The organism is Desulfococcus sp. (assembly GCF_050178255.1).
Classification (GTDB): domain Bacteria; phylum Desulfobacterota; class Desulfobacteria; order Desulfobacterales; family Desulfococcaceae; genus Desulfococcus; species Desulfococcus multivorans.
The window spans coordinates 1-12442 of sequence record NZ_JBFXGG010000089.1 but is presented as its reverse complement, the minus strand read 5'-3'; the positions used below and the strand labels follow the sequence as shown (position 1 = coordinate 12442).

General features: G+C 56.6%; 13 protein-coding genes and 1 pseudogene. 6 read left to right on the top strand and 8 right to left on the bottom strand.

Annotated features, from left to right (window positions below; all coding sequences use genetic code 11):
* The 4 genes and pseudogenes from AB7S84_RS13480 to AB7S84_RS13465 form a co-directional block, all read left to right on the top strand.
* Window positions 1–249: pseudogene (locus AB7S84_RS13480) on the top strand (hypothetical protein); the annotation flags it as partial.
* 108 nt (window positions 250–357) lie between these two features.
* Window positions 358–2355, top strand: coding sequence for a heterodisulfide reductase-related iron-sulfur binding cluster (locus AB7S84_RS13475; protein WP_428155015.1), 1998 nt, complete (start codon window positions 358–360; stop codon window positions 2353–2355).
* Window positions 2356–2384: 29 nt separating this feature from the next.
* Window positions 2385–3158, top strand: coding sequence for an electron transfer flavoprotein subunit beta/FixA family protein (locus AB7S84_RS13470; RefSeq protein ID WP_020876274.1), 774 nt, complete (start codon window positions 2385–2387; stop codon window positions 3156–3158).
* Window positions 3159–3190: 32 nt separating this feature from the next.
* Complete coding sequence (locus AB7S84_RS13465; protein WP_020876275.1) at window positions 3191–4111, top strand: electron transfer flavoprotein subunit alpha/FixB family protein; 921 nt, start codon at window positions 3191–3193, stop codon at window positions 4109–4111.
* Between the two features lie 147 nt (window positions 4112–4258).
* Here AB7S84_RS13465 and AB7S84_RS13460 read toward each other — a convergent pair whose 3' ends face one another.
* Window positions 4259–4408 (bottom strand): hypothetical protein, encoded by a 150-nt coding sequence (locus AB7S84_RS13460; RefSeq protein ID WP_020876276.1) that lies wholly within the window; start codon window positions 4406–4408, stop codon window positions 4259–4261.
* 45 nt (window positions 4409–4453) lie between these two features.
* Window positions 4454–4597, bottom strand: coding sequence for a hypothetical protein (locus AB7S84_RS13455; RefSeq protein ID WP_020876277.1), 144 nt, complete (start codon window positions 4595–4597; stop codon window positions 4454–4456).
* A 447-nt stretch (window positions 4598–5044) separates the two neighbouring features.
* Between AB7S84_RS13455 and AB7S84_RS13450 the strand changes: the two genes are divergently transcribed.
* Entirely contained in the window at window positions 5045–6448 is a 1404-nt protein-coding gene (locus AB7S84_RS13450) for a cytochrome c Hsc (RefSeq protein WP_020876278.1), read from the top strand.
* 164 nt (window positions 6449–6612) lie between these two features.
* Here the strand turns inward: AB7S84_RS13450 and AB7S84_RS13445 are convergent, their stop codons facing one another.
* From AB7S84_RS13445 to AB7S84_RS13420, 6 genes are all read right to left on the bottom strand, one after another.
* On the bottom strand, window positions 6613–7131 hold the full coding sequence (locus tag AB7S84_RS13445) for a peroxiredoxin-like family protein (protein ID WP_272502266.1): 519 nt from the start codon (window positions 7129–7131) through the stop codon (window positions 6613–6615).
* A 225-nt stretch (window positions 7132–7356) separates the two neighbouring features.
* Entirely contained in the window at window positions 7357–8292 is a 936-nt protein-coding gene (locus AB7S84_RS13440) for a hydroxymethylglutaryl-CoA lyase (RefSeq protein ID WP_428155010.1), read from the bottom strand.
* 439 nt (window positions 8293–8731) lie between these two features.
* Window positions 8732–9049 carry a nucleotidyltransferase family protein gene (locus tag AB7S84_RS13435; RefSeq protein ID WP_428155008.1) on the bottom strand — a complete coding sequence of 106 codons (318 nt, stop codon included), beginning with the start codon at window positions 9047–9049 and terminating at the stop codon, window positions 8732–8734.
* 48 nt (window positions 9050–9097) lie between these two features.
* Complete coding sequence (locus AB7S84_RS13430; RefSeq protein WP_020876287.1) at window positions 9098–9253, bottom strand: hypothetical protein; 156 nt, start codon at window positions 9251–9253, stop codon at window positions 9098–9100.
* A gap of 21 nt (window positions 9254–9274) precedes the next feature.
* On the bottom strand, window positions 9275–9466 hold the full coding sequence (locus tag AB7S84_RS13425; RefSeq protein WP_040414688.1) for a hypothetical protein: 192 nt from the start codon (window positions 9464–9466) through the stop codon (window positions 9275–9277).
* A 77-nt stretch (window positions 9467–9543) separates the two neighbouring features.
* On the bottom strand, window positions 9544–9786 hold the full coding sequence (locus AB7S84_RS13420; protein WP_020876288.1) for an NERD domain-containing protein: 243 nt from the start codon (window positions 9784–9786) through the stop codon (window positions 9544–9546).
* A 182-nt stretch (window positions 9787–9968) separates the two neighbouring features.
* Here AB7S84_RS13420 and AB7S84_RS13415 point away from each other — a divergent pair, with 182 nt between their 5' ends.
* On the top strand, window positions 9969–11621 hold the full coding sequence (locus AB7S84_RS13415) for an ADP-ribosylglycohydrolase family protein (protein ID WP_428155005.1): 1653 nt from the start codon (window positions 9969–9971) through the stop codon (window positions 11619–11621).
* Window positions 11622–12442: the final 821 nt, after the last annotated feature.

Below are 12442 nucleotides of genomic sequence, written 5' to 3'. Positions count from 1 at the left end.
ATTTCCAGAATGAAAATTATGGGCCATTCAATAGTGAATTTTCATCACCCCAGGTTCAACCCCTCCCTGACGGCAAAAGATATCGACGCATTCTGCCTTCAGCATCCCATGCTGGCGAAATACAAGCGCCCTAGATACTACCGTTTCGTGGACGAACTGCCCATGACGGCCACCGGCAAAAAGGTGCACTACAAGGTCAGGCAACAGGTGGTGGCCGATGCCGAAAAGGGACTGCTGGAAAAGGTGTGATGTTGCCCCGGTAGGTGACTGCCGGGACGGTGTCCGCCGAATTTGAACATCAGCACATGGCGCGCCGCCAAAGGGCCGGCAACGTCAACGCTGGATCGACAGGAGAGAATGACCATGGAATTTACCCGGGAAATATACTGGAACGTGGGCCACGGTGTGTTGATTCCCATGTATGCCCTGGCCTTGCTGGCCGTCGGCATTCTGGTTCACGGCGCCCTGAAGCGGATCGGGGTCTACAGGCTCGGAAAACCCGCGAATCGCACCGATGATCTCCGGGGCCGCATCGCCGCCGCCCTGCGGGATGTGCTCTCGCAGCGGCAGGTGTTGAGGGTCCGGGCCCCGGGCCTGGCGCACAGCCTGTTTTTCTGGGGGTTTCTCGTGCTGGCCCTCGGGACGACCCTGATCTTCCTGCAGGCGGACCTGACCGATCCGGTCTTCGGCTGGAAATTTCTGACCGGAACCTTTTACAAACTCTTTTCGCTGGTTCTGGATATTGCCGGCCTCCTGGCCCTTGTCATGCTGGGGGTGCTGTTTTACCGGCGCTACTGGGTGCGTCCGCCGGGCCTGGCGTCCGACAGGGACGATGCGATCATGCACGGGCTGCTGTTTGCCATTCTGACCACCGGTTTTGTCATCGAAGGCGCCCGCATGGCCGTGACCGAACTCGGTGCCGGCACCGGTCTGGCCGCCTGGTCCCCGGTGGGGCTGTTCGTTGCCGGGCGGATTTCGGGCCTGGGGGAGGAAAGCCTCCGGAGCCTGCACAAGGGTGTCTGGTGGATCCACTTTTTTCTGACCCTGGGCTTCTTCGTCGTGCTGCCCCGAACCAAGTTCCGGCATATCCTGACCACCAGCGCCAATTACGTGTTTGCCGACCATCGCCGCAAGGGGAGCACGGAAACCCTCGATCTCGAGGACGAGCAGACGGAGCGCTTCGGGGCGGCCCGGATCAGGGATCTGACCTGGAAGGACATCCTGGACGGCGACGCCTGCACCGAATGCAAGCGATGCCAGGACCGGTGTCCGGCCTGGCATACCGAAAAGCCGCTCAGCCCCATGGAAGTGATCGCTCATATCCGGGATGCCGCCTTCGGGCAGCCCGATGCGGATCTGATCGACACCATCGGGCGCGATGCCCTGTGGGCCTGCACCACCTGTCGGGCCTGCCAGGAGATTTGTCCGGCAACCATCGAGCACGTCAACAAAATCATCGACATGCGTCGCCACCTGGTCCTCATGGCAGGCGAATTTCCGGGTGAGGAGGTCATGGTCGCGACGGACAACGTGGAGGTGAACGGAAACCCGCTCGGGCTGGCTTTTTCGGCCCGGGGAGACTGGGCCGAAGGACTGGGCGTAACCCGCCTGGCCGAGAATGCGGATGTGGACATCCTCTATTTTGTCGGCTGCTATGCCTCTTTTGACAAGCGCAACATCAAGGTGGCCCGAAGCTTTGTCCGGCTATGCGCGGCGGCCGGGATCAAGGTCGGGATCCTGGGCAAGGAAGAAAAGTGCTGCGGCGAGCCGGTGCGCAAGCTCGGCAACGAGTATCTTTACCAGGGGCTTGCCGCCGAAAACATCGGGATCATGCAGGGCTACGGCGTGAAAAAGATCGTGACGGCCTGCCCCCACTGTTTCAATACCCTGGATCGGGACTACCGGGATCTCGGGTTTGACATCGACGTCGAACACTACGTCACCTTTCTTCAGAAACTGGTTCAGGACGGCCGCCTGAAACTCAGGCCCGGGCACTTTGCCTGCACCTATCACGACTCGTGTTACATCGGGCGTTACAACGACATCTACGAGCCTCCCCGCAGCCTGCTGTCGGCCGCCGGCGCCACCGTCCGGGAAATGGAGCGGAACCGGGATGAGGGGTTCTGCTGCGGCGGCGGCGGCGGCCGTGTCATCGCGGACGAAAAAATCGGGACCCGAATCTGCGAAACCCGCGCGAAAATGGCGGCGGAGACCGGGACGGGAATCCTGGTTTCCAACTGTCCCTTCTGCCTGACGATGTTCGAGGACGGGGTCAAGGGCGCCGGGCTGGAAGGAAAGATGGTGCCGCGGGACATCGCCGAAATCCTGGTGGAGCGGTTGGAAAAACAAGACTGAACCCTGAATTGGAGATAAAGGAAATAGCCATGAAAATTCTTGTCTGCATCAAACAAGTGCCGGATATGGAATCCAAGTTCCGGATCGACGCCGATAACAAATGGTACAGCGAGGAAGAGCTTGCCTGGCGCATGAACGAATACGACGAATATGCCGTGGAGCAGGCTGTGCGGCTTCGGGAACAGATCGGGGACGGGGCGGACCTCACCGTCCTGACCATCGGACCCGATCGGGTCCGGGAGATGGTGAAAAAGGCGCTGGCCATGGGCTGCGACCGCGCCTTTCATGTGAAAGACGATGCCGCTCTTCTCAGGGACCCCTTCGAAATCGCGTCGCTCATCGCCGCGTTTGCCGGCGACAAAGGCTTCGATGTGATTTTCACCGGCATGCAGTCCCAGGATCGCGGCTCCGCCCAGGTGGGGGTGCTGCTGGCTGAAATGCTGGGCATCCCTGCGGTCACCACGGTCGTGGACTTCGCGTTTGCCGACGGCACGATCACCGTCAAGCGCGAACTTGAAGGCGGCGTCAAATCCATTGCGCGGATGAAAACTCCGGCGCTGGTCACCTGCCAGCTCGGCCTGAACACCCCCCGCTATCCGACCATGCCGAACATCATGAAGGCCAGGAAGAAAGAGTTCATCACGGTGGATTCCGCCGATCTGGCCGCGGTGGAGGCCCGGCTGGCGGCTGAAAAAATGTACTTTCCCGAGAAAAAAGGCGGCCTGGTCCTCGAGGGCGATGCGGGAAAGCTGGCCGGACAGGTGCTGGACATTCTGCGCGAAAAGACCATGGTGCTGCGATAACCAACCATTACGAGAATCAAGGAGATTTTCCCATGAAAACCCTTCTGGTCGGAGAATACAGAGATGGAAAGATACCGGCATCCACCTATGAACTGGCGGCCTTTGCCCAAAAGATCGGGGCCGAGGCAGCCATGATCCTGGTGGGCGACACGGGGGTAGTGCCGAAGTTCGACGGCAGGCTCCTGCTGGCGGATGCCGCGAAATACGGAGAATACAACCCGGACGTCCACAAAAAACTGGTGAAGGCGGCCGTCACCCGGGAAAACCCGGATGTCGTGGTTCTGGCCCACTCTTCCTACGGCTGGGACCTGGCGCCGCGCATCGCCAATCTCCTGGGTGCGGCCCAGGTATCCGAGGTCGTGGACTATGCGGACGGCGCCTTTGTGGTCCCGGTCTGCAACGCCAAGATGCGCCGCAGCCTCAAGGCAAGGACCGCAGTGACGGTGGTCACGCTCCAGGCCGGCGCCTTCAGCCCGGCCGGGGAACCCGAAGGCACACCCGATATCGAGCCCCTCGACATTCCCGACACGGCCTCCCCCGTTGAATTTGTCGGCTATGAAGCGGCGCAGAAAGCGGCGGTGGATCTGAGCCGGGCCGATGTCATCGTCAGCGCCGGCCGGGGCATCGGCAAAAAGGAGAACGTGGCGATGATCGCGGCACTGGCCGAAGCCGTCGGCGGCCAGCTCGCCGCCAGCCGCCCGGTGGTGGATGCCGACTGGGTCGAGCATTCCCGTCAGGTGGGAACCACCGGCCAGACCGTCTCTCCTAAACTCTATATCGCATGCGGCATCTCCGGCGCCATACAGCACCTGGCCGGGATGAAAAAGTCCGAATTCATCATCGCCGTCAACACGGACCGGGATGCCCCCATCGGTGAGGTCGCGGATGTCATGGTGCTGGCGGATCTCAAGGAGTTCATCCCCGCCTTGACGGAAAAGCTGAAGGCGCACTGAAGACCTGGCTTCGTGTGGTCTCTTCAGCGGCGTGACAAAACAAAACGGCAGGGCCTTAAACGCCCTGCCGCAAGGTGATACGGCGTGTCCGGAAACGGATTCCGGTTTTCGGCTGAATCCGTAATTCCGGCACGTTGATCAGCTTTTTTAACCCGCGACGTCGATGCCCGGGTTACAGCCCAGATGGGGGTCTTCGTTTTCACATTCATGGTTCGCCCATCGCGTATCGATGTGGCCTTCTTCCCGTTCCTGCTCTGTCTCGACATAGTCCTGGATTGTATTTTCCGTATGTTTCATGATATCACCTCATCGTGTTGAATGTGTGTTCGCGGCGATCGCCTCTCATCCCGCTACGTCGACGCCCATGTCGCAACCCAGATGTTCATCCTTGTTATCGCAGTCGTGATTGCCTGTCCGGGTGTCCAGATGTCCTTCTTCACGCTCTTTTTCAGTTTCGATATAGTTTTGTACTTTATTCTCGGCCATGACGCACCTCCATGTGCTCCGTGTTTTTTCGATGTTGGTTTCGGCTCTTCCGCCGCTTGCCTTTGACACCAATATGGGGATCCGCTCGTCATCTTTCAATACGGTTGGTTCGATGGGTTTTTGATGGGGCTATCCTATAAAAACAGATGGCGATCAGCCTCGGAAGAAGGCAGAGATCAAAGGGATTGACATAACGAGAATCTTCTTATAGTATCAACATACCAACCCTACATCTTTAATGATCATCGAATCGGCAATTGACGACGCGAACACGCTGGAATCGTTTCGATCGCCTGGGCCTTCAGGCGCGGCGATATCATGGTCTATGGAAAGGCGGCTCGGTCGATCGCACGGAACGAGCGCCCGTGTTCCGCCGGTCGTCGTTTTTGCGAAATGCACTGGCTGGAGCCGCCGATTCGGCAACCCATCAAAAAAAGGAGGAACGGAATGAAACACAAAAACTTTAAGCCGTTCGTCGGCCTGATACTCATCGCGATTTTCGTGATCGGGGTAATGGGGATGGCGGATGCGGAGGAACCTTCAAAAACCAGTTATCTCCCCGTGGCCGTTGAAGAGCCCTTTCAGAAGATTTTCGATCGGATGAAAGGCGCGAAAGCGGATGTCATGAAACGACAGATGAATCTGCTCGACGAACGGTACGACCTGAGCGATCGTCCGGCGGAGGGCGTCATGATGTCGGGAGGGAAAAAGGCGGTTCAGGAGGGTGTTCGCGTCCAACTCTCCGCTGACATGACCTGGGAAAAGTTCGCCCAGATGACGCCTGAAGAAATCAAGGAAAAAGGCCTTTGGCCCAAAGGTTTTTACCCGTTGCCGCATCCCAATCATGTCGAGGGCGGCATGGTTTTTCCGCAGTTCCATATCGACGAGATCAACAAGCAGGAAGGTCGAGACCTGACCCGATTCGATCTGGATTTTGACCTGCCGGACCATTTCCTGCCCGAGTTTCCCCCGCCGATTTATCTGACCACAAGACCGGATCTCGGTGATGTATCCCAGGGAAAAGTCGTCACCATCATGAACTACTATGAGCTGTTCAACGGCATCCTGAACCCCAAGCAGATCGAAGGTCTGCGATTGCTGGTAACGCCTTTCCCCCAGCAGCAGTTCAATCAGACGGAAGACCGACGGTCGGAGCTTCCCAGCAGAGGCGTTACCTGTTTCGACTGCCACGTCAACGGGCATTCGAACGGGGCGACGCATCTCGTGGGCGACATCCGACCCCAGGAGTTCCGGCATCGTCTGGATATCCCAACGCTGCGCGGCGTGAATGTTCAGCGCCTGTTCGGCTCTCAACGCGCATTGAAAACCATCGAGGACTTCACCGAATTCGAGCAGAGAGCCGCCTATTTCGACGGAGACCCGGTCATCGCGACGAAGAAAGGGGTCAACGTTCTGGAGCGCGGAAGCCAGGTCCATTTCATGGCCGAATTTCAGGCCCTGCTGGATTTTCCGCCTGCCCCGAAACTGGACCTTTACGGCAAGCTGGACCCTGAAAAAGCGACGGAATCCGAGCTCAGAGGCCAGGAACTCTTCTTTGACAAGGCCAAATGCGCCGTATGTCACCCGGCACCGTATTACACCGACAACCTGATGCACAACCTGAAAGCCGAGCGTTTCTTCAAACCGCAGATGATCAACGGCCGCATGGCCTCCGCCGACGGACCGATCAAGACATTCCCGCTTCGCGGCATCAAGGACTCCCCGCCCTACCTCCATGACGGGCGACTGCTGACCCTGGAGGATACTGTGGAGTTCTTCAACCTGATTCAGGGCCTTGGCCTCACGGAACAGGAGAAGAAAGATCTGACCGCTTTCATGAGAGCGCTGTAATTCGGAAAATCAGGGGCCGCTCCATATTGATCCGGCTGATCCCATGATCATCCCTGGTCAAACCAATGCAAACGGTCATTAGGTACGGACATTGAAACAAAGGGCCTGCAGCCTGTGCTGCAGGCCCTTTGTTTTCGAAAGCTGTCGTTAACGGGACTGCCGGTTCAGGATTTCAGGGATGCGATCACTTGGTCGAGATCGGCGTGATCACCGGCGAACCGGTCGCGATGAGCAAACGTGATCTCTTCCCCCGGCCCGATGACAAACAGCCCCCCCTGCTGCCACAGATCACCGTCCGTGCTGCCTTGGCGAAATCCTTTTTTCATGGCGCCAAGCCCCTTCAAGAGAGCGGTCGGCCCCAGGGTCTCGAGCAATCCCCGTTTCAGTTTGAAGGCACGATAGGCTTCAAGCGTCGGGTCCACAACCATATCACCGTCAAATTGAAATTCCTGAACGAACCGCCGGGCGCTGTCGGGGGATCCGCTGCCGATGGCCACAAGGCCGATGGTCAACTGATCCAGAACGGGTTTGACCTTCATCAGGGCAGCGACCTGCTGCCGGGCGAACATTCAGCCGAAATGTCTCAGAAAGGCCAGCACCACGCGTCGTTCAGTGAACAGCGCGGTGAGTTGAATCTTGCGACCGTCGAGATCGAGGACGGTCAAACCGGAGATTTTCAGCATCAGATACCTCCATTTGGATTTCACCGTGAGCTTGTTTTTCTCGGCATATCATGGAGAAGGCGGCAATCTCACAGCCATGCGGCACAATCATATCTCATTATCTTCTATATAAGCGAAATTCGCTTCGGGGTCAAAATGATCTTTTTCCAAACCTGAGCTTCAAAATCCCTTTACACGAGGTTCCGCTACACGAGGTTCCGCCTGGGGTCGTCGCCCGACAGGCCCCTAAACGCTTCGTTGGCCGCAGCAGACATCCTGATGGGAAAATTCGCAGGTGGCGCAGGCCAGCGACCCGCCCCGAGGCAGTGCGCGGCGCTCTTCCGACAGGAAGGGGTCCAGAAGGCGGCGGGCATTCGCCAGCTGTTCGAGGTCGACGCCCACCGCCTCCTCTTTGCTCTTCAAGGCTTTCACCACCGCCTCGGTGGCCACGTTGCCCGTCGCCCCCGGCGCGTAGGGGCAGCCCCCGAGCCCGCCCACGCTCGCGTCGAAGATCCGGATTCCGTAAGACCACGACGTCAGCACGTTCTCCACGCCCCTGCCGTAGGTGTCGTGAAAATGAACAGCGACCCGGTCCGTGGAGATCCGGGACAACAACCCATCGAGAAGCATCCCCACTTCGTCGGGGGATGCCTTCCCGATGGTGTCGGAGATGGACACCTCATCCACGCCCACGTCGATGAGCCGCTCCACCACCTCGATGACGGCCGCAGGTGCGATCCTGCCTTCAAATGGGCACCAGAATGCCGTCGAGACATATCCGCGCAGCGTCATCCCCGCGTCGTGGGCCCCCTTGGCCACCGGCAGAAAACGCTGAATGGCGCCCGCTATCGAGGTGTTGATGTTCTTCTGATTGAAGCTCTCGCTGGCCGCCGTAAAGAGGGAAACCTTGTCGACCTTCGCCGAGACGGCGCGGGCAAGCCCCTTTTCGTTGGGCACCAGCGCCGAATAGACCACGCCCTCCCTGCGCGCGATTTTCCGGAACACCTCCTCGGCGTCGGCAAGCTGGGGGACCCAGCGGGGAGAAACAAAGGCGGAAACCTCGATTTCGTTCACTCCCGAGAGGGAGAGGGCGTTCACGAAATCGATCTTCACCGCCGGGGGAATGACGGCGGGTTCATTCTGCAGCCCGTCCCTGGGGCCGACCTCGACGATTTTCAGCATGTTCCCTCCTTTAAATTAAACCCAAGACCAACGGGAAGGCCGATAACCTCGGGCTTGATCAAGTCTGCCATTGGTCTTTATGCTGCGGCCTGGAAAGGCATGATGGTTCATCGCTTTCGATTTTCTGCTTGGAATGCCACTATTCGTAATCCGATTTTTCCAGAACAAATCGGATGTTCGATGATGTGATGACCTTTTGCAAGGCTGCCCGATCTATCATGCGTTCCCGGATCATCTCTTGGGCCGATTCACCTATCGGTCTCAGATCCTTGATGAGGGGCATCAGGGGCGCTCCGTTTTCGCAAGAATGGTGTTGATGTTTTGCCGGAGGACGCCGTCCCGGATCAGCCTGTTTTGATAAAATTGCGTTTCCGTCACGTTGTTCGTATAGGCTCTGATCAGCCCGACGGCATCAACGATATGTCTGAGAAAAAATCGGTTAGTCTTCTTCATACAGCAGCACGATATCTTTCTCGATGAGCGGTTTCAAATGGGGGCTGAGGTCTTTTTCGCTGATCAGATCGATTTTTTTCCCCATCAGGCGGCCGAGCTCGTATTCCAGCCTGAACCATTTCAGCCCTAGTGCGGGCCGCTGGGAGGGCGGCTTGAGTTCCACCAGCAGATCGATATCACCGGCCTCGCTGCCTTCACCCCTGGCAAAAGACCCGAATACGGATATTTTTCTGGCATAGGGTTTCAGCAAGAAAACGGCCTTGGATCTCAACTCCTCCACAGGGTCTATCTTTTTGGGTTGCATCGGTTATCAGCTCCTATGCCGGCGGCCTCTTTTCGGCTGAGGCGGCATTCACCAGCGGACCTCGTCAACGGATTTTCCCATGTGACGGGCCTCATCCGTGATAAAGGCTTCGTAAAAATATCCCATCCGTTCGCTGAACTCGGGGTCGAGGTCATTATGCCACTGTTTGAGCCAGGGGAGAAGTGCGATGAGGCACGCAAGCATCAACTCCAGCAAAGGGGATATTCAGAGCATATTTACGGTGACAAGATCCGTATCGAGCACGTATGTTTTGATTTTGCTGAAGGTCTTTTGGCGTAATTCCGGACAATCCTTCAAACGCTTGATCCCGCCGGCCTTCATAGCTCGGAGCAGCAGCCGGAATCGTGCGACGGCTACGGCAAACGGATTGATGTCCACCCCATGGATGCTGTCCAACGTCCGCTGGGCCAGGTCTCTTGAATTGCCGGAAGGATTCTTTTTCAGCCATCGTTCGAAGATGCGGTCAAAGGCCCTCAGCAGAAAATGGCCCGATCCGCAGGCCGGCTCTTAATCTCCACGATGAAAAACCCCTGGGGGGTCAGTACCAGGAGATCTACCTCGTTGATGGAGCCGTCATCAGCGATGAACTCGAAATTGGCCCATGCGCGGTAGGGATCCCGATCCGGGAGCCGATCCTTTATATATTGAATGGCCTCCTGTTCCCATGCGTATTCCGACTGCGTAATGGCTTTCCACCGCGGGCTGAGGATTGCCATGGCTGAACAATAGTTTCATGTTTTTCTTGGACGATTTCGCCGTCCACGAGACGATATCTTACTGGTTTTATCCTTTGGCTGTCAAATATTTCATAAGGGATTGCATCCATACACGACATCGATTATCATCCTCAGAACGAAAACCCATAACAATATGTATATAAATTTCCGGGTGAGGCAACATGGCTGCAAATAAAGCAGATGGCAAGAAGGCCATTGGACTGATCGAAACGGCCTTGGGACTACCTGTCCCGTTCCCGCGTTCCTACTGGGTGATCCCTGGCCGGCTGCTTGCCGGGGAACTGCCGGGCGCGAAGGACCCCCGGGAGGCCGAAAATAAGCTGGACCGGCTCCTTGAGTCGGGTATTCGGCGCATCATAAACCTGATGCAGCCCGACGAAACCGACCACTCCGGAGAGCCGTTCACCCCTTACGAGCCGATTTTAAATGATCTTGCCAGCAGGAGGGGCTCAAAGCCACTGTGCAAACGATATCCCATCCAGGACCTTGGGGTTCCATCTCCGGACCAGATGCGTCATACCCTCGACTGTATCGATGAGGCATTGATCCAGGGAGACCCGGTGTATGTCCATTGCTGGGGCGGCGTGGGGCGCACGGGCACGCTCGTGGGCTGCTTTTTGATTCGCCATGGCCTGGCAGATGCCGGCAATGTTCTGGACATCATCCGATGCCTGCGGCAAAATGAGGCGATGGCCCACCGCACCTCGCCGGAAACATCGGAACAGCGAAACTGGGTCAAGTCGTGGCGGCAATATGAATCCAATGCGCCCACCAGGTTAGGCCGTTACCTTGGCTGTATGGTGGGAGGCGGTGTGGGCGATGCTCTCGGCGCGCCGGTGGAATTTATGCAGCTGCCTCAAATTCGAAGGACCTATGGCGAGCAGGGGATTCGTGATTACGACAAAGCCTATGGCGGGATCGGCACCATCACCGATGACACCCAAATGACGATGTTTACCGCAGAGGGGCTGTTAAGAGCCTGGACCCGAGGCAATCTGAAAGGGATATGCAATCCCCCCGGTCTGGTTCATCGTTCATATCTCCAATGGATGATCACCCAAAATGCGGCTACAGAATTTCAGACCTATGATCATGATTTGGGGACTCTCATTCATATTCCCGAGATGCATAGCCGACGCGCACCGGGAAACAGCTGCTTATCCGCCCTGTCCGGCCGCGAGATGGGCACCATCGACCGTCCGGTAAACAACAGCAAGGGCTGCGGCGGCGTAATGCGGGTGGCTCCGGTTGGACTGATTGCCGGCGCTACGGCGGAGGCATTCCGATTGGGATGCGAGATAGCGGCCATAACTCACGGCCATCCATCCGGTTATTTGTCCGCCGGGGCTTTGGCGGCCATCATCAACGTTATCCGGGATGGCGGCACCCTAAAAGATGGTGTGGCTTCAGCCATCGAATACCTGGTGGGGAGGCCCGAAGCCCTGGAGTGCGTCCAGGCCATTGTAGGCGCCTTGACGCTTGCAGCGACCTCCAAACCGACACCGGAGGCCATTGAATCCCTCGGTGGGGGGTGGGTTGCTGAAGAAGCACTGGCAATCTCCCTATTTTGTGCATGCCGCGCTGAAGAGGATTTTACCGTCGGTGTTCGAATGGCCGTCAACCATAGCGGTGACACCGACAGCACCGGCGCAATAACCGGCAATATTTTGGGATGTATGTTGGGGCGGCATGCCATTCCAGCTGCATTCAGCAATCCCCTGGAGCTGAGGACGGTTATCGAAAGGCTGGCGGTAGACCTTTTTATCAAATTTCGGCCTGATGACCAGTGGTGGCGGCTTTATCCGGGGTACTAAACCTTGAATTCACGAGCTACCCGCGTTGCGGAGCAGCTGTTGAGAAAAAAGCCGCTGCCTGGGGATCGAGCTAAAGCCGAGGTTTTTTATCTGAAAGAGAAGTGTCCAATTCAAGTCGTGCACGGCAGTTTAGGACGCTGCTCGTCGATTGGAAAATATGGTTTTTGAAAAACCGGTAACAGAAAACTAAAAAAGGGCTTACAGCCTAAGCCGTAAACCCTTGTTTTTTGGTGGTAGGCACGATTGGATTTGAACCAACGACCCCTACCGTGTCAATCTGTCTATGAACTTTAACGGGAAACACCAATATACAACAACCAACAGAAATCAATAGAAAAAACGTTTGGTGTTTTGTCTGCTGCTATACGGTGTTTCCTCTTGTTTTTGGTGATTATGGTAGCAAAATGGTAGCAACTTGACCTTTCATAAGCCCCCGCCACACGGGCTTTTTGCCAGAGCTCCGGTTGCAATTTTTTCCGCTGATCTGTCCTCAAAAATGGTTTCCATGTGAAAAGGGGGGCCGGATAAAATGACCCTTGCCATCCCCACCTCGGACATAAAAACCAAATGCCACGCATTTATTAGTGGATTAATCTCAATTCATGTTTAAAAAATCAAGAATAATCTCTATTTCAAAGAGGGGCATACATCCGTCTCAGAAGCCCTGAAATCATTTATACGGCCATAAATCTCAAAACAGGTGGCGGTGTATGGATATAGCATATATTCTCAATATGCGCGCTCTGAGGGGCTCTATGCCATTTTCGATATCCATAGCCAGTTATGATGAAAATTTACGGTCATGAATTGTCATGGTATTC

Excerpts from the sequence above, each read along its gene's own strand:
- AB7S84_RS13475 (WP_428155015.1), top strand. The coding sequence starts at position 358 with ATGACCATGGAATTTACCCGGGAAATATACTGGAACGTGGGCCACGGT.
- AB7S84_RS13470 (WP_020876274.1), top strand. The coding sequence starts at position 2,385 with ATGAAAATTCTTGTCTGCATCAAACAAGTGCCGGATATGGAATCCAAG.
- AB7S84_RS13465 (WP_020876275.1), top strand. The coding sequence starts at position 3,191 with ATGAAAACCCTTCTGGTCGGAGAATACAGAGATGGAAAGATACCGGCA.
- AB7S84_RS13460 (WP_020876276.1), bottom strand. The coding sequence starts at position 4,408 with ATGAAACATACGGAAAATACAATCCAGGACTATGTCGAGACAGAGCAG.
- AB7S84_RS13455 (WP_020876277.1), bottom strand. The coding sequence starts at position 4,597 with ATGGCCGAGAATAAAGTACAAAACTATATCGAAACTGAAAAAGAGCGT.
- AB7S84_RS13450 (WP_020876278.1), top strand. The coding sequence starts at position 5,045 with ATGAAACACAAAAACTTTAAGCCGTTCGTCGGCCTGATACTCATCGCG.
- AB7S84_RS13440 (WP_428155010.1), bottom strand. The coding sequence starts at position 8,292 with ATGCTGAAAATCGTCGAGGTCGGCCCCAGGGACGGGCTGCAGAATGAA.
- AB7S84_RS13435 (WP_428155008.1), bottom strand. The coding sequence starts at position 9,049 with ATGCAACCCAAAAAGATAGACCCTGTGGAGGAGTTGAGATCCAAGGCC.
- AB7S84_RS13430 (WP_020876287.1), bottom strand. The coding sequence starts at position 9,253 with ATGCTTGCGTGCCTCATCGCACTTCTCCCCTGGCTCAAACAGTGGCAT.
- AB7S84_RS13420 (WP_020876288.1), bottom strand. The coding sequence starts at position 9,786 with ATGGCAATCCTCAGCCCGCGGTGGAAAGCCATTACGCAGTCGGAATAC.
- AB7S84_RS13415 (WP_428155005.1), top strand. The coding sequence starts at position 9,969 with ATGGCTGCAAATAAAGCAGATGGCAAGAAGGCCATTGGACTGATCGAA.